This is a genomic window from Acidisoma sp. 7E03 (assembly GCF_054665075.1).
Genome location: NZ_BAAFHE010000003.1, coordinates 169465 through 185843 on the forward strand (window position 1 = coordinate 169465; position 16379 = coordinate 185843).

Here is a 16379-nt window from a genome sequence, read left to right on the forward strand (position 1 = left end):
GGCCCGGGCCGCAGCCCTGACGGGTTAGAAGTGTATGGCGCGGCCGAAGGCGTCAAGCACCGCTTCGTGCATGGTCTCGCTCACCGTCGGATGCGGGAAGACGGTCTCCATCAGCTCCGCTTCCGTCGTCTCCATCGTACGGCCGATGACGTAGCCCTGGATCATTTCCGTCACCTCCGCGCCAACCATGTGCGCGCCCAGCAGCTCGCCGGTCTTCGCGTCGAAGACCGTCTTCACGAGGCCTTCCGGCTCGCCCATGGCAATGGCCTTGCCGTTGCCGATGAAGGGGAAGCGGCCGACCTTCACTTCGTAACCGGCGGCCTTCGCCTTGGCTTCGGTGAGGCCCACGGAGGCGACCTGCGGCCGGCAATAGGTGCAGCCCGGGATATTGGCCGTGTTCAGCGGATGCGGCTTCTTGCCGGCAATTATCTCGGCACAGATCACGCCCTCATGGCTCGCCTTATGGGCCAGCCACGGTGCGCCGGCGAGATCGCCGATGGCGTAGATGCCTTCGACGTTCGTGCGGCCGTAGCCATCCACCACGACATGCGTGCGCTCGACCTTCACGCCGGCCTCTTCCAGGCCGAGATTCTCGACATTGCCGACGATGCCGACGGCCGAGATGACACGATCGACCGTGATCTCCTGCGGCTTGCCCGCGACCTCGATGGTGACGGTGACGTTCTCCGTCCCCTTCTTCAGGCCCTTCACCGCGACACCGGTATGAATGACCATGCCCTGCTTCTCGAGCTGCTTGCGGGCGAAGGCCGAAATCTCCTCGTCTTCCACGGGCAGGATGCGGTCCATCACTTCGACGACCGTCACCTTGGCGCCCATGTTGAGGTAGAAGCTCGCGAATTCGATGCCGATCGCGCCCGAGCCGATGACGAGCAGGGATTTCGGCATCATGGTCGGCACCATGGCCGTCTTGTAGTTCCAGACGAGCTTGCCATCGGCTTCCATGCCCGGCAGGTCGCGCGCGCGGGCACCGGTCGCCAGAATGATGTGCGGTGCCTTGAGCGTCGCCACCGGCTTGCCGTCCTTCTCGACCGAGAGGGTGTTCTTGCCGGCCAGCCTGGCCTGGCCGTCGATCACCGTGACCTTGTTCTTCTTGAGAAGGAAGCCGACGCCGGTCGCCAGCTGCTTGGCGACGCCGCGCGAGCGCTTCACCACTTTCTCGAGGTCGAACTTGATGTTGTCAGCCGAGAAGCCGAACTCGTCGAGATGGGCGAGAAGATGCGAAATCTCGGCGCTGCGCAGCAGGGCCTTGGTGGGAATGCAGCCCCAGTTGAGGCAGATGCCGCCCAGATGCTCGCGCTCCACCACCGCGGTCTTCAAGCCCAGCTGGGCCGCACGGATCGCCGCCACATAGCCGCCCGGGCCACCGCCCACGACCACGACATCAAAGGATTGTTCGGCCATCGGTCTATTCCTCTGCTTACGAGCCGGCGCCTGAAGAAAGAGTGAGACGTCAGGACTGAGCGAGGGCTTCGAGGGCCGGGCCGGTCAGCCTCTGCCTCGTCCAGTCGTCAAGCGGTTGCGCGCCGAGCGCGCGATAGAAGCGGATGGCGGGCTCGTTCCAGTCCAGCACATCCCAGTCCATCCGCGCACAGCCCTGTGAGATGGCGTGGCCAGCCAGGAAGCGGAAGATCAGGCGGCCGATGCCAGCCCCGCGGCAGGCGGGGTCCACGAAGACGTCCTCGACATAAAGCCCGTGGCGTCCGCGGAAAGTGCTGAAATTGTAAAACCAGAGGGCGAAGCCGACCGCCCGGCCCTCCTGCTCCGCGAGGAGCGCTTCTGCCCGCGCCGGGTGGCCGAAGAGGGAGGCGCGCAGATCCTCCTCCGTGGCCGTCACCTCATGCTCCAGCCGCTCATAGCGGGCCAGCGCCTGGATGAAATGGAGGATGGTCGGCACATCCTCCAGCCGCGCGAGCCGCAGCGTCACCTCCGTCATGAACCCGGCCCCTGCCTGCTCACAGCATGAGGTTGAGCGGTTCCTGGATGATCGCCTTGAAGGCCTGCAGCCATTCGGCGCCGAGCGCGCCATCTACAACCCGATGGTCGACAGAGAGGGTCGCAGACATGACCGTCGCGACGGCCAGCTGCCCATCCTTCACCACCGGCCGCTGTTCACCGGCGCCGACCGCAAGGATCGCCGCCTGGGGCGGGTTGATGATGGCCTGGAAGTCCTTCACCCCGAACATGCCGAGGTTGGAGATGGAGAAGCCGCCGCCCTGGAACTCCTCGGGCTTCAGCTTGCCGGCACGGGCGCGAAGCCCGAGATCCTTCATCTCGTTGGAGATGGTGGCCAGGCCCTTCTGGTCGGCGCGGCGGACGATCGGCGTGATCAGGCCGTCGGGGATCGCGACGGCGACGGAGATGTCCACGTCGTCGTAGAAGGCGATGCCGTCCTCGGTGAAGCTCGCATTGACCTTCGGCACGCGGCGCAGCGCGATGGCGGCCGCCTTGATGATCATGTCGTTGACGGAAAGCTTGAACGAAGCGGCACCGTCCTTCGCCGAGCGGGCGTTCAGCTCCGCCCGCAGCTTGAGCAGCGCATCCAGCTCGATATCCATCGTCAGATAGAAATGCGGAACGCTCTGCTTGCTCTCGGTCAGGCGCTTGGCGATGACCTTCCGCATCGAGGTATGCGGCACGAGCTGATGCGGCGCGGTGATCGCGGCGGGCTTCGGGGCCGCCGGCGCCGGTGCGGCGGCGGGCGCCATGGCAGCGGCCGTCGCGGGCGTGGGCGCCGCCGGAGTGGCGGCAGGCGCGGTCTTTGCACCCTCGACGTCGGCCCGCACGATACGTCCGTTGGGGCCGGAACCCTTCACGCCGGCGAGGTCGACGCCCTTTTCCTTGGCGATGCGGCGGGCGAGCGGCGAGGCGAAGATGCGGTTGCCGGTCTCATGGGCAGGCGCCGCCGGCTGCGCGGCAGGTGCGGCCTCGGCCTTCGACGCTTCGGGCGCAGCCGGAGCGGCCGCCGGTGCCGCGGCCGGAGCGGCATCGCTCGGCACCGCCTCGCCTTCCTGCACCAGGATCGCGATCGGCGCGTTGACCTTCACGGCCTCCGTCCCATCGGCGACCAGGATCTTGCCGAGAATGCCCTCGTCGACGGCTTCCACTTCCATGGTGGCCTTGTCGGTCTCGATCTCGGCGATGACGTCGCCGGCCTTCACCGCCTCGCCTTCCTTCTTCAGCCAGCGGGCGAGCGTGCCCTCCGTCATCGTGGGGGAGAGCGCGGGCATGAGGATGTTGATGGCCATCGGCTTGCTCCCTCAGACGATCTTGCGGACGGCGTCCACAACCCATTGGGGCTGCGGAAGGGCGAGCTTTTCGAGGTTTGCGGCATAAGGCAGCGGCACGTCCGCGCCATGCACGCGCACGGGCGGCGCATCCAGCCAGTCGAAGCAGTTTTCCATGATCTGCATGGCGACTTCGGCCCCGATACCGGCGAAGGGCCAGCCTTCCTCCACCGTCACCAGGCGGCTGGTCTTCTTCACGCTCTCAACGATCGTCGCGGTGTCGAGCGGGCGCAGGCTGCGCAGGTTGATGACCTCGGCGCTGATGCCCTGTTCGGCGAGGGCTTCCGCCGCCCGCAGAGCGACGTCGACCATGATGGAGAAGGCGACGATGGTGACGTGTTCGCCCTTGCGCTCCACCTTTGCCTTGCCGATCGGCAGGATGAAATCCTCGTCCGTCGGGCATTCGAAGGTGTGGCCGTAGAGGATCTCGTTCTCGAGCACGATGACCGGGTTAGGGTCGCGGATCGCGGCGCGCAGCAGGCCCTTGGCATCGGCCGCGGACCAGGGGGCGACGACCTTGAGGCCCGGGCAATGCGCGTACCAGGAGGCGTAGCACTGGCTGTGCTGGGCGGCGACGCGGGAGGCCGCGCCGTTCGGGCCACGGAAGACGATCGGCGTGCCCATCTGCCCGCCCGACATGTAGAGGGTCTTGGCCGCCGAATTGATGATCTGGTCCATCGCCTGCATGGCGAAGTTGAAGGTCATGAACTCGACGATGGGCTTCAGCCCGTTCATCGCCGCACCCACGGCCATGCCCGTGAAGCCGTGCTCGGTGATCGGCGTATCGATGACGCGGCGCGGACCGAACTCATCCAGCAGACCCTGGCTGATCTTGTAGGCGCCCTGATACTGGGCGACTTCCTCGCCCATCAGGAAGACGTCCGGATCGGCCCGCATTTCGGCGGCCATCGCGTCACGCAGCGCCTCGCGCACGGTGATCGGCTTGGTCGGGCCCCAGTCCTTTTCCGGCTCCGGCGTCGCGGCGGAGGCCGCGATCGGCTGCGGTGCGATGGCGGCCGGCTGCGGGTTGGGGGCAACTTCGGCGGGCGCCGGAGAGGCTGGCGTGCCGGGCGCGACGCTGGTCTCGCTGCCACCGCCGATCTCGGCGATCGGCGTGTTGACGGCGACGCCTTCGGTACCCTCCGGCACGAGGATGGAGGAGAGCGTGCCCTCGTCCACCGCTTCCACTTCCATCGTCGCCTTGTCGGTCTCGATCTCGGCGATCACGTCACCGGCCTTGATCTCGTCCCCCACCGCCTTCAGCCAGCGGGCGAGCTTGCCCTCGGTCATGGTCGGCGAGAGGGCCGGCATCAGAATCTGGGTCGCCATCGGGATCAGGCCTCCACCAACACGTCAGTCCAGAGTTCTTTCGGATCGGGCTCTGGGCTGGACTGGGCGAAGTCCGCCGCGTCCTGCACCACGGCCTTCACCGCGTCGTCGATCTTCTTGATCTCGGCCTCGTCCACGCCGAGCTCGGTCAGGCTGTGATGCACGGCCTCGATGCAATCCCGCTCGCTGCGCATCTTCTGCACTTCCTCACGCGTGCGGTATTTCGCGGGGTCGGACATGGAGTGGCCGCGATAGCGGTAGGTCTTCATCTCCAGCAGGAAGGGGCCGTTGCCGGCGCGGCAATGGGCGATCGCTTTCTCGGCCGCTTCCTTCACGGCGACGACGTTCATGCCGTCCACCTGAAGGCCTGGAATGCCCCAGGGGCTGCCGTTCTTGGAGAGATCCTTGGAGGCGGAAGCGCGCTCCACGCTGGTGCCCATGCCGTAGCGGTTGTTTTCGATCACGAAGACCACCGGCAGCTTGAGCAGGGCGGCAAGATTGAAGCTCTCGTAGACCTGGCCCTGGTTGGAGGCGCCTTCGCCGAAATAGGTGACGGCGACGTTGTCATTGCCGCGGTACCAGTTGGCGAAGCCGAGGCCCGCGCCGATGGAGACCTGGGCGCCGACGATGCCGTGGCCGCCGTAGAAGCCCTTGGCCTTGCTGAACATGTGCATGGAGCCGCCCTTGCCGCGGGAATAGCCCGTGGCACGGCCGGTCAGTTCGGCCATCACGCCGCGCGCTTCCATGCCGGTCGCCAGCATATGGCCGTGGTCGCGATAGCTGGTGATGACCTGGTCGCCCGGCTTCAGCGCCGCCTGGATGCCGACCACCACGGCCTCCTGGCCGATGTAGAGGTGGCAGAAGCCGCCGATGAGGCCCATGCCGTACAGTTGCCCCGCCTTCTCCTCGAACCGCCGGATCAGCAGCATGTCGTGGTAGAAGCGCAGAAGGTCGTCCTTGGCCATTGATACCTCGGGAGTTTTGGTCCGTTTACGGGGTGCCGCTGTCTGGGCCATGCCATTCTCCGTCTCGCGGGCCTGCGGAGGGCCACGTCCTCGAAACTCGTCGCCGACACCTAGCCATTTCGCGCCGGATCGACAAGCCAATGCGGAAAAAAGCGTGATGTTGCAATGCAATAAGAGACGTTAACCATAGAGTGGTTAAGTGACTGACTGACCAGAACGAACCGCGGGCTGACCGCCGTTCGATTACCCGGAGGCGGCGCACTTCGATCAGTTATTGCCCGTACACGCGCCCTGCCTTCGCAAGTCTTGCTCGCGGGGCCAGATCGCACCGATGAAGGCCACCCCCAGGATCGGAACGACGAGCCAATTCAACTCCTTACCCGGCGGCGTGCCCACCGCCGTCAGCGGTTTGAGGTGGCCGGCGAGAGCGCGGAGGAACGGCTCCTCCAGCAGCGTCAACAGGACGAGCGGCGTCAGCCCTCGCCAGCGCCAGAGCAGAATCAGCAGCAGGACGGCAAGCTGAAGCTGCACCGCGCCCCACTGGCCGAACATCGCGACGATATCCGCTCCTCCGGGGACGGCGATGTCGATGGTGGCGATGGAATGCGCGCCCCCGTCGCTCTTGAAGAGGTGGATGCCGCTGCGGACCACGACCACCAGCAGATAGAGAGTTGCCACATAGCGCGGCCAACGGAACCGGGGCGGCGCCTGCGCGTCGGACGGGAAGATCCGCCGGATCAGGGTCAGAAGCACGCCATCGCCGCCACCACCGCGCATCACGAAGCCTTCTTCTCGTTGAACCGCCCAGCCTCCTACCGGCAGGCCGATCAGGCTCGCAAGGTCGAAACGGTGACCGTCCGGGCGTCACCAAAAAAGGCCATATAGCTGCCAGTGGAATTATAGTTGCGATTTCGCTCTGAATTTTGTTAGATTTACTGACGTTTTGTGGTCAGGATGCCATGCCCGTCGCACAGCCGCCCCCGTCCTCCCGCCATCTTCGGGTTCCTTTCGTCTTCGTGCCGGATGGCATCGAAAATCCACCCGGGCTGGCGCAATTCAAGACAGACCATCCCGGCTGCGTCCGTCTCCGGGCGATCCTCCGCCCTCGCCCGGGATCTCAGCCCCGTGACGCCTCCCTGCCACCGATTGCGGATCTGAAGGAAGAGACCCTTGTACCCTCGGCGACACGGGCCCCATGATCCGACCCTGACATGCCCGCAGACGCGGGCATGTCAGGCGAAGGTCAGAAGCTGCGGACGACCTCGAAGGTCGCGACGTCAATCATGAAGCTGCCTTCGGATTCGATGGCGAAATGCCGGCGCACGGGCTCGGCGACCGCGCCTTGCAGCGCGCGGATGGCATTCGCCATCACCTCGGGCGTGCGCATCCGCGCGATCCAGGACGCGAATTCCATACGCAGGCGGTGCCGGCGGGTGGCCTGCACCACGAAGCCACTGGCCGCCAGCGCTGCCTCCCACTCCGCCGCCGTATAATCCCGCACATGGGAGGTGTCGCGCAGCACCTCGACGGTCTGCAGATAGGTATCCAGAGCACCCAGGGCCGGAGACACGACATCGATGAAGAGGCCGCGGCCGCCCGGCCGCATCACCCGGTGAGCCTCCCGCAGCCCGGCGCGCCAATCGGACCAATGATGGGCGCTGAATCGCGACACCACCCAGTCGAAGCTTTCTGCGTCGAACGGCAGATCTTCCGCTTCGCCCTGTTCGGTCAGCACGTTGTGCAGGCCACGTTCGCCCGCCGCACCAGCGACCACCATCAGCATCTCGGGTGACAGGTCATAGGCTACGACCTCGCGCACGAAGGGTGCCGCGGCGAAGGACATGTGGCCACCGCCGCAGCCCATGTCGAGCACCCGGGCGCCGGCGCCATCCTCGGCCAGCATGGCCGCGAAATGCGCCAGATCCTCGCCTTCCGCATGCACGGCGCTGGTCAGATAGGACTCCGCCCGGGGACCGAACTGATTCTCGACGTTCTCCGCCTGGCTGATGCCGTTCATTTCGCCACTCCTACGCCCGCCATGGCGTTGTTTGCCGCACTCAAGACCGCGCGCATGGCCGCCTCTCCGCTGTCGACGTCGATGCCGACGCCGAAGACCGATTTGCCGCCCGGCACGGCGCATTCGACATAGGCGACCGCCTGCGTGCCCGACCCGCCACCAATCGCATGCTCATCGTAGTTCACGATGTCGATGGAAATACCGAGCGCCTTGTTCAGAGCATCGACGAAGCTGGAGAGCGGGCCATTGCCCTCACCCGCGATCGCCCGCGTCTCGCCGTCGACCTCGATGCGGCCGGTGAAACGGCGCGGCCCGCCGGACTTGTCGTTGCCCGACACCGCATAATCGACCAGCGATACGCGGCCGGAACCGTCCAGCCCATAGGTCTCGCGGAAGGCCTGCACGATGTTCGCCGTCGTCGTCTCGCGCCCCGTGCGGTCGGCGATTTCCTGGACAACGCGGCTGAAGGCAATCTGCAGCCGGCGCGGCAGGCGCAGGCCCTGGTCCTGCTCCAGCACCCAGGCGACGCCGCCCTTGCCGGACTGGCTGTTGACGCGGATCACCGCCTCATAGGAGCAGCCGATATCCTGTGGATCGATCGGCAGGTACGGCACTTCCCAAATGTCGTCGTTCTGCGTCTTGCGGGCGGCGAAGCCCTTCTTGATCGCATCCTGGTGCGAGCCGGAGAAGGCGGTGAAGACCAGCTCGCCCGCATAAGGATGGCGCGGATGCACGTCGATCTGGTTGCAGTAGGTGACGGTGCTGACGACGCGCCGGATGTCCGAGAAATCCAGCTTGGGATCGACGCCCTGGGTGTACAGGTTCAGCGCCATCGTCACGATATCGACGTTGCCGGTGCGCTCGCCATTACCGAAGAGGCAGCCTTCCACACGGTCCGCGCCCGCCATCAGCCCCAGCTCCGCGGCGGCGATACCCGTGCCCCGGTCATTGTGCGGATGCAGGGAAATGATCGCGCTGGAGCGACGAGACAGATGGCGGCAGAACCACTCGATCTGGTCGGCATGAACGTTCGGCGTCGCCACTTCCACAGTCGCCGGCAGATTGAGGATCATCGGCCGCTCGGGCGTCGGCTGCCAGACGTCCATCACCCGCTCACAGACTTCGAGGGCGAATTCGGGCTCGGTGAAGGAGAAGGTTTCCGGCGAATACTGATAGGTCCAAATCGTCTCGGGATGCTCGTCGGTCAGCTGCTTGATCAGCTTCGTCCCCGAGACGGCGAGCGCAATGGTGCCTTCCTTGTCCTGGTTGAAGACCAGGCGGCGGAAGACTTCGGAGGTCGCATTATAGAGATGGACGATGGCCCGATGCGCGCCGGACAGGCTTTCGATGGTGCGTCGGATCAGCTCTTCGCGGCTCTGCGTCAGCACCTGGATCGCCACGTCCTCGGGGATCAGATTGCCCTCGATCAGGCTGCGCACGAAGTTGTAGTCGGTCTCGGAGGCGGAGGGGAAAGCGACCTCGATTTCCTTGAAGCCGGTCTTGATCAGCAGGTCGAAAAAGCGGCGCTTGCGCTCGCCGTCCATCGGGTCAATCAGCGACTGGTTGCCGTCACGCAGATCGACGGAACACCAGCGCGGCGCCTGGGTGATCCGCTTGTTCGGCCATTGCCGGTCCGGCAGGTCGACATGGGCATAGGGGCGGTATTTGGTGGCGGGGTTGCTCAGCATCATCGCGGGCGCTCGTTTCGGTCAGGAAAATGTCGTGAGGATCAGAAGATCGGCCGATTACGGTCGCGGCATGGCCGGAAGCCCGCGACCGCAGCGAAGTCGCGCCCTGAGCCGAAGCGGGGCAGTAGCGATGCGAGGTGCAGTCAGACTACGGATCATGGGAAACTCGATCAGACGGCGGACGGGGCAGATGCGTGCCCGCGGGCACGGCGGAAGGTCACGGACTCGTTCAGAGTGCCGCGGTGCTAAGTCGCCCAAGAAGCGCCGAAGCGCTCTGCATGATGTCCAGCATCGTCATGATGCCGCGACCCTGCCCGCATCTGCCGCCCCCCGCAACCGGGAGGTGCGCAACCGTCCCATGCCCGGGAAGCGGGATCACCGCGCCGGATCGGGCAAAGCGGCGGCCATGCGGGACAGGGCTTCCTCTTCGACGTCCAGCTCCTCAATCAGCGTCTGCACGGCCTCGTCATTGATGGCGTGGCGCTGGCGCAGACGCTGCATCTCCGCCCGCTCGGCCCTAATGGCGCGCAACCGCAGCGCAACCTCGGCCCGCCGGTCTTCCTGCGCCTTTTCATGGTTCTCGTTCTCGTCGTCCCGCCCCTCGAGCTTGAGCCGGTAATCGGCCAGAACCCGTCCAGAAATCTCCTCATAGGCGTTGCGTTCCAGCGCACCTTGGCGGCGGCGCAGCCCCGCCTCGATCCGCTCTTCCAGGTCGAGGATGGCGCGTTCGGCCATCAATCGCCGCGCGACCGCGAGCTCCGCCTCGACCGGATCGACCTCGGGCAGACGCAGCAGCGGCAGCAGCAGCGGCAGGCCAATGACGGCAACGGCAAGGGACAGGACGATCACGCCGCTCGCGAGACAGATGAGCAGGCCGCGCATCGGGAAGGTCTCGCCGGTCGGGATGTAGAAAGGGAGCGATAGGATGCCGGCCAGGGTCACGGCACCTCTGACCCCGGCGACGGTTGCTACCAGCAGCGGTACGATACCGGGGAAACCGAGCCCCTGCCGCCGCCCGCGGGCCTTGTTGATGACGGTACGGAGCAGCGAGGTGAGCAACACCCAGAGGAAGCGGAAAGCAAAGAGCGCAGCGGTGATCATGATCATCACCGCAAGCAGCGACCAGGGCGAATAGCCCGCCTGGATGGTTCGCTTCACGCCATCGCCGAGGATGCCGGGCAACTGCAAGCCGAGCAGCAGGAAGATCAGCCCGTTGAAAGCGAACTCCAGCACGTTCCAGAAAGCGAAGGTGTGCCGCCGGGTATTGGTGTGGCTGCCGCCGAAGGGATCGCAATAGTTGAGCGTGAGCCCGGCGCCGACGGCGGCCAGGATACCCGAGACCTCGAGATGCTCGGCAAGCAGGTAAGCTGCGAAGGGCAGTAGCAGGACCAGCACGACATAGATCGAGGCTTCCTGGGTCTGCTTGCTCAGAAACCTCTGATCGAGCTGGAAGAAAAGCCAGCCCAGCACGGCACCGACGCCGAGACCGCCGGCCGCGACGACGACGAAATTGAGCGCCGCATCGCCGAGGGAGAAACTGCCGGCGAGGACGGCAGCGACCGCGACCCGGAAGCAGACGAGGCCCGACGCGTCGTTCAGCAGCGCCTCCCCTCGCAGGATGTGCATCACGCGCCGCGGCAGAGCGCGCCCGTTGAGGATGCCGGCAAGCGCCACCGCATCCGTCGGCGAGAGCACCGCCGCCAGCGCAAAGGCCGCCGCCAGCGGCACGAAAGGCAGAATGCCGTGGACGAAATAGCCGACGGTGACGGTCGTGAAGAGCACGAGCCCGACGGCCAGCGCGAAAACCGGCGCACCGGCTTCCGTCAACTCCCGCTTTGGTATCCGGTAGGCGTCCGAGAAGAGCAGCGGCGGGATGAAGAGCAGCAGGAACAGGTCAGGGTCGAAGGAGACATGGAAGCCTGCCATGTCGCAGGCCGCGCCGATCGCGATCTGCAACAGCGGCAGTGGGACCCGGACGACCCGCACCAAAAGATTGGAAAGGGCGGTGACGAAGAGCAGAACGAGGATGATCGTCGTCAGATGCATGGGGTCCGGGTTCCACCTGCGGGCCGCAGGCGCGACCGCAGTTCCAGTGGGAGGCAGCCGGGCATCGCCGCCCGGCCTTCCCCGTTCAAGGCAGCGCTCGGCTCAGCCGGCCTTCAGAAGGCGGCCGGCCACGGCATCGAGTTTTGCCACCATCTGCGGGTCCCGCGCGGCGGGCGCGGTGATGAGGCTGTATTCCAGCGCCCGATCGCAGCCGGAGGAGCAGAGGCCGCGGCTCTGACCCACCACCGGGAGCACTTTCTTGACGAGGGCGCGGGCATTATCGGCATTGCCGAGCAGGACGCGCACCACCTGGTCCACCGTCACCGCATCATGATCCTCGTGCCAGCAGTCGTAATCGGTGACCATCGCGACCGTCGCGTAGCAAAGCTCGGCTTCGCGGGCGAGCTTTGCCTCCGGCATGTTGGTCATGCCGATGACCGAGCAGCCCCAGGAGCGGTAGAGCACGCTTTCGGCATAGGTGGAGAATTGCGGCCCTTCCATCGTCAGATAGGTGCCGCCGCGCGTCACCGGCAGGCCGATCTCGCGGGCCGCCGCCTCCAGCGCCTCGCCAAGACGGCCGCACACGGGATGCGCCATCGAGACATGGGCGACGCAGCCCGAGCCAAAGAAGGTCTTCGGCCGGGCGAAGGTGCGGTCGATGAACTGGTCGACGATCACGAAGTGGCCGGGCGGCAGCTCCTCTTTCAGGCTGCCGACCGCGGAGAGAGACAGAACGTCGGTGCAGCCGACGCGCTTCAGCGCGTCGATATTGGCGCGGTAGTTGAGCTCGGAGGGCGAGACTTTGTGGCCGCGGCCGTGGCGCGGCAGGAAGACGCAGCGCAGCCCATGCAGCCGGCCGAAGAGCAGCTGGTCGGACGGCATGCCCCAGGGGGTCTCGACCGTCCGCCACTCCTTGTCCTCCAGCCCGTCGATGTCATAGAGGCCGGAGCCACCGAGGATGCCGACGAGCGGCTCCACGGTATCCGTCACACCATCAGCCATGGCACACCCCTTCTTGCCTTCCGCCGCCGAGGCAGCACAGATCATTGGATGAAGGGCTTCAACAACAGGCGGCGGTCGGTGGCAAGGCGCGACATGGGCCATGCGGCCTTCCTTGCCATCTCGTCACCGGTCGGAGAGAACTGACAGATGAGCGACACCGTGGATCCGGCCCTTGGCCACATGAACCTGCGCAGCGCCGCCGAGGCCTGGTTCCACGAACTGCGGGACAGTCTCTGCGCCGCCTTCGAAAGCATCGAGGACGAGCAGACCGGACCGCTCGCCGACCGGGCCGCCGGACGTTTCGAGCGGAGCACCTGGACGCGCGAGGGCGGTGGTGGCGGCGTGATGAGCGTGATGCGTGGCCGCGTCTTCGAAAAAGTCGGTGTCAACTGCTCCACCGTCTTCGGTGAATTCAGCCCGGAGTTCCGCGCGGCCATCCCCGGCGCATCAGAAGACCCACGCTTCTGGGCCTCTGGCATCAGTCTCGTCGCCCATATGCAGAGCCCCCTCGTCCCGGCCGTGCACATGAATACGCGCATGATCATCACCCGCCACGGCTGGTTCGCGGGCGGCGCCGATCTCACGCCGATGCGGCCGGACACGGCGGAAGCGCGCGAGGATGGGGCGGATTTCCATGCGGCGCTCAAGGCCGCGTGCAACGCGCACGGGGCGGATTTCTATGCACGCTTCAAGCAATGGTGCGACGAGTATTTCTACCTGCCGCATCGGGGCGAGCCGCGCGGCCTGGGCGGCATCTTCTACGACCAGCACCGCACCGGCGACGTGGAGGCCGACTTCGCCTTCACCCGCGACGTGGGCATGGCCTTTCTCGACGTCTATCCCCGTATCGTGCGGCGCCGGATGGCCGCGCGCTGGACGCCGGAGGAGCGTGAGCACCAGCTCATCCGCCGCGGGCGCTACGTCGAGTTCAATCTGCTCTATGACCGCGGCACGCTCTTCGGCCTCAAGACCGGCGGCAATACCGAGGCCATCTTGATGAGCATGCCGCCGGAAGTGCGCTGGCCGTAGCAGCGTCACGCAGTAAGTTGTTGACAAATAGAAGGCACAGGCGCCCAAACTTCACCGTCAAGACGTCCTGATCACGCGGCCTCCATTACTCCCACCAGAAGGAGTTACGGCAATGCTGGAATTAGGTGCAGACAAGGTGAAGGACCCGGCGCTCCTCGCCGCCCGCATTCTCCTGATGCTGCTGTTCGTCCGTTTCGGCTGGGACAAGCTGACCCAGTTTGGCGACACCATCGGTTTCATGACCCAGACGGGCGTGCCCGATCCACCGGTCGCGACCGTCTTCGCCATCGGCATCGAACTCTTCATCGGCCTTGGCCTTCTCGTCGGCCTCCTGACGCGGCTGCTTGCCCTCGTGCTAGCCGCCTACACGCTCGCGACCGCCATCATCGGCCATCCCTTTTGGGACATGTCGGGAGCCGCCGCCTATGACGCCGAGCTGAACTTCTTCAAGAACATCTCGCTCATGGGCGGGCTGATCGCGCTCTACGTCGCCGGACCCGGCCGCTACTCCGTGGACGCGACGATCCAGATGGAGACCGCGGCCCGCCTGGAAAAAACGAGCTAGAGAATCTTGCCCTCGAAAGGGGGTAGAAGGTCCGGCGCCTCGAACTCGATCACCCAGAGATCAGGGTCGAATTTGAGCTGCCGGTCGACATAGGCATCGGCCCGCGCCTGGTCGACCGGCTCGGGCCCCGTCCCGCGCATCCAGGCGAGTTCCCCGCCCTCCGTGCGCGTTTGCGACAAGACGACGACGGCACCCGCGCGATCCCGCAGCACGACCAGAATGCCCCCGGCATCGGCATCGCCCCGGCGTAATACCATGCCCGGCCGGCCGTCCCGATCCCCCAGGCGGAGCGCCATCTGCACCCAGAGCTGTGCCTTGACCCGTGCTTCCATCGTCTTCTCCTCAAACAGCCACTCGACTCGCGCCGCATCCCCTGCCAGATGAGCGCGAAGACGAGGAGGCCCCCTATGACGGACCGTAAGATGACCGAACAGCAGCGCGCTTACGAAGCCAAGCGCGCCGCCAAGGCCGGCATGAGCCTGGACAAGTGGCTCGCCGCCAAGGACCAGGAGAAGAAGGCGGCGCTGACAGCCAAGCAGCCCCCTGCCCCGCCGAAGCCCCCCGGCTTCTTCACCCGCCTGTTGGACCGGGCCCACAAGCCGCTCAAGGCCAAGTCCTAAAGCCGATATCCCGTGAGACCGGGCCCCCGTCGTCTCGCGACAAGCCAGAGGACCGGTTTCGACAATGGTCTCGACAAAATAGGGAACCAACTCTTCGGGCTGTCCACCAGATAAGGATCGCGCCACGCGTCGAACCTGACCGCCCGAGGAGACCGGATTGACCCTTTCGCTGACGCTGCTGCAACTCGCGGGTTATGTCGCACTGCTCCTCTGGGGCATCCACATGGTGCAGACGGGCGTGCAGAGAGCCTTCGGGGCAAGACTGCGCAGCTTCCTCGGCACGGCGCTGCGCAACCGGTTCAAGGCCTTCCTCGCCGGCATCGGCGTCACCGCCATTCTGCAGAGCAGCACGGCCACCGGGTTGATGGTTACCGGCTTCGCCGCCGGCGGCCTGGTCGACCTCGTCCCCGCGCTCGCCGTCATGCTGGGTGCCAATGTCGGCACCACGCTGATCGTCCAGGCCCTCTCCTTCAATATCCAGGACATCGCCCCCGCCCTGATCCTGATCGGCGTGCTCATGTTCCGGCGCGCCACGGCGGCGACGCGCGACTTTGGCCGGGTCTTCATCGGGCTCGGCCTCGTGCTCATGGCGCTCGGCCAATTCGTGGACCTGGTGACGCCGTATGAGGACGTGCCGAGCCTGAAGCTGTTCCTCGGCGCCGTCGCCAACCAGCCGCTGGTGGACGTGGTGCTGGCGGCAGGCCTCACCTGGGCCGCGCATTCCTCGGTGGCCGTCGTCATCCTCATCATGTCCTTCGCCGGCAGCCAGGTCGTGCCACCCGATGCGGCCTTCGCCCTCGTCCTGGGCGCCAATCTCGGCTCCGCCATCAATCCTGTGCTGGAAGGCGGCGGCGGTCACGACCCGGCCGGGCGTCGGGTGCCGCTGGGCAATCTGCTCAACCGTGTGCTCGGCACGATCCTGGCTCTCGCACTGCTGCCCTGGCTCGGCACCTGGATCGTCGCCGTGGAACCGGACGCGGCCCGCGCGGTTGCCGATTTCCACACCCTGTTCAACCTCGTGCTGGCCGTCGCCTTCTTTCCTTTCCTTGGCGCCTATGCCGCGCTGCTGCGCCGTCTGCTGCCCGCGCGGGTGGACCCCGCCGATCCGGGCCGTCCGGTTTATCTGACCGAGGCCGCGCGGGAGGCACCCGTCATCGCCATCGGTGCCGCGGCGCGGGAGGCCCTGCGGCTCGCCGATGTGCTGGAGACCATGTTGCAGGGCCTGCGGGACGCCTTCGCGCGCGGCGACCGGCGCCAGATCGCCGAGACCAAGCGGCTCGACGATGTGCTGGACCGGCTCAATACGGCGATCAAGACCTACCTGACCGGCCTGGACCCCGAGGCGCTGACTGCCGCGGACCACGCGCGGGCGATGGAGGTGCTCGCCTTCGCGACGCATATGGAGCAGGCGGGCGACCTCGTGGAAAAGAGCCTGCTCGGCATCGCCAACAAGCGGCTGCGGCGCGGCCTGGCCTTCTCGCGCGAGGGGGAAGCCGAACTCACCGCCATCATCGACCGGCTCATCGTCAATGCCCAGGCGGCCGCGTCGCTCTTCATGACGGCGGACGAGCGCGCGGCCCGGCTGCTGGCGGCCGAGAAAGAGGCCTTCCGCGACATCGAGGCTCAGGCGACCGCCGCTCATTTCGCCCGCCTGCGCGCAGGACGGATCGACACTGCCGAGACGAGCTCGCTGCATCTCGACGCGCTGCGCGACCTCAAGCGCGTCAATGCCCATCTCGTGGCTGCGGCCGCCTATCCGGTGCTCGAGAACTCGGGCGATCTGCTGACCAGCCGCCTGCGCCCGACGGACTGA

At 66.2% G+C, this 16379-nt stretch carries 15 protein-coding genes; 4 read left to right on the plus strand and 11 right to left on the minus strand.

The annotated features are described in order from the left end of the window. Positions 1-24: 24 nt before the first annotated feature. From lpdA to ACYQ6W_RS06265, 10 genes are all read right to left on the minus strand, one after another. Positions 25-1422 (minus strand): dihydrolipoyl dehydrogenase, encoded by a 1398-nt coding sequence (gene lpdA / locus ACYQ6W_RS06220; protein ID WP_459674230.1) that lies wholly within the window; start codon positions 1420-1422, stop codon positions 25-27. Positions 1423-1471: 49 nt separating this feature from the next. Beyond that, positions 1472-1954: an N-acetyltransferase family protein gene (locus ACYQ6W_RS06225; RefSeq protein WP_459674231.1), complete on the minus strand. Its 483-nt coding sequence runs from the start codon at positions 1952-1954 to the stop codon at positions 1472-1474. 19 nt (positions 1955-1973) lie between these two features. Then, entirely contained in the window at positions 1974-3266 is a 1293-nt protein-coding gene (locus ACYQ6W_RS06230; protein ID WP_459674232.1) for a pyruvate dehydrogenase complex dihydrolipoamide acetyltransferase, read from the minus strand. A 12-nt stretch (positions 3267-3278) separates the two neighbouring features. Continuing rightward, positions 3279-4634, minus strand: a complete 1356-nt coding sequence (locus ACYQ6W_RS06235; protein ID WP_459674233.1) for a pyruvate dehydrogenase complex E1 component subunit beta — start codon at positions 4632-4634, stop codon at positions 3279-3281. Positions 4635-4639: 5 nt separating this feature from the next. Then, positions 4640-5599, minus strand: coding sequence for a pyruvate dehydrogenase (acetyl-transferring) E1 component subunit alpha (gene pdhA / locus ACYQ6W_RS06240; RefSeq protein WP_459674234.1), 960 nt, complete (start codon positions 5597-5599; stop codon positions 4640-4642). A gap of 267 nt (positions 5600-5866) precedes the next feature. Continuing rightward, complete coding sequence (locus tag ACYQ6W_RS06245; RefSeq protein WP_459674235.1) at positions 5867-6376, minus strand: hypothetical protein; 510 nt, start codon at positions 6374-6376, stop codon at positions 5867-5869. A gap of 466 nt (positions 6377-6842) precedes the next feature. Then, entirely contained in the window at positions 6843-7616 is a 774-nt protein-coding gene (locus ACYQ6W_RS06250; protein ID WP_459674236.1) for a class I SAM-dependent methyltransferase, read from the minus strand. Then, positions 7613-9307 carry a 2-isopropylmalate synthase gene (leuA, locus tag ACYQ6W_RS06255; protein WP_459674237.1) on the minus strand — a complete coding sequence of 565 codons (1695 nt, stop codon included), beginning with the start codon at positions 9305-9307 and terminating at the stop codon, positions 7613-7615. The genes ACYQ6W_RS06250 and leuA overlap by 4 nt, the downstream gene beginning before the upstream one ends. Positions 9308-9679: 372 nt before the next feature. After that, positions 9680-11350 (minus strand): Na+/H+ antiporter, encoded by a 1671-nt coding sequence (locus ACYQ6W_RS06260; protein ID WP_459674238.1) that lies wholly within the window; start codon positions 11348-11350, stop codon positions 9680-9682. Positions 11351-11452: 102 nt separating this feature from the next. Further along, complete coding sequence (locus tag ACYQ6W_RS06265) at positions 11453-12352, minus strand: S-methyl-5'-thioadenosine phosphorylase (protein WP_459674239.1); 900 nt, start codon at positions 12350-12352, stop codon at positions 11453-11455. A gap of 147 nt (positions 12353-12499) precedes the next feature. Between ACYQ6W_RS06265 and hemF the strand changes: the two genes are divergently transcribed. Further along, entirely contained in the window at positions 12500-13381 is an 882-nt protein-coding gene (gene hemF / locus ACYQ6W_RS06270) for an oxygen-dependent coproporphyrinogen oxidase (RefSeq protein WP_459674240.1), read from the plus strand. 112 nt (positions 13382-13493) lie between these two features. Continuing rightward, the gene (locus ACYQ6W_RS06275) at positions 13494-13946 is read left to right on the plus strand and encodes a DoxX family protein (RefSeq protein WP_459674241.1); all 453 of its coding nucleotides are present in this window, start codon (positions 13494-13496) and stop codon (positions 13944-13946) included. Here ACYQ6W_RS06275 and ACYQ6W_RS06280 read toward each other — a convergent pair. Next, positions 13943-14278, minus strand: coding sequence for a DUF1491 family protein (locus ACYQ6W_RS06280; RefSeq protein WP_459674242.1), 336 nt, complete (start codon positions 14276-14278; stop codon positions 13943-13945). The genes ACYQ6W_RS06275 and ACYQ6W_RS06280 overlap by 4 nt on opposite strands. A 75-nt stretch (positions 14279-14353) precedes the next feature. Here ACYQ6W_RS06280 and ACYQ6W_RS06285 point away from each other — a divergent pair, with 75 nt between their 5' ends. Together ACYQ6W_RS06285 and ACYQ6W_RS06290 are read left to right on the plus strand one after the other, a co-directional pair. Beyond that, positions 14354-14566, plus strand: coding sequence for a hypothetical protein (locus ACYQ6W_RS06285; protein WP_459674243.1), 213 nt, complete (start codon positions 14354-14356; stop codon positions 14564-14566). A gap of 157 nt (positions 14567-14723) precedes the next feature. Beyond that, positions 14724-16379, plus strand: a complete 1656-nt coding sequence (locus tag ACYQ6W_RS06290) for a Na/Pi cotransporter family protein (protein WP_459674244.1) — start codon at positions 14724-14726, stop codon at positions 16377-16379.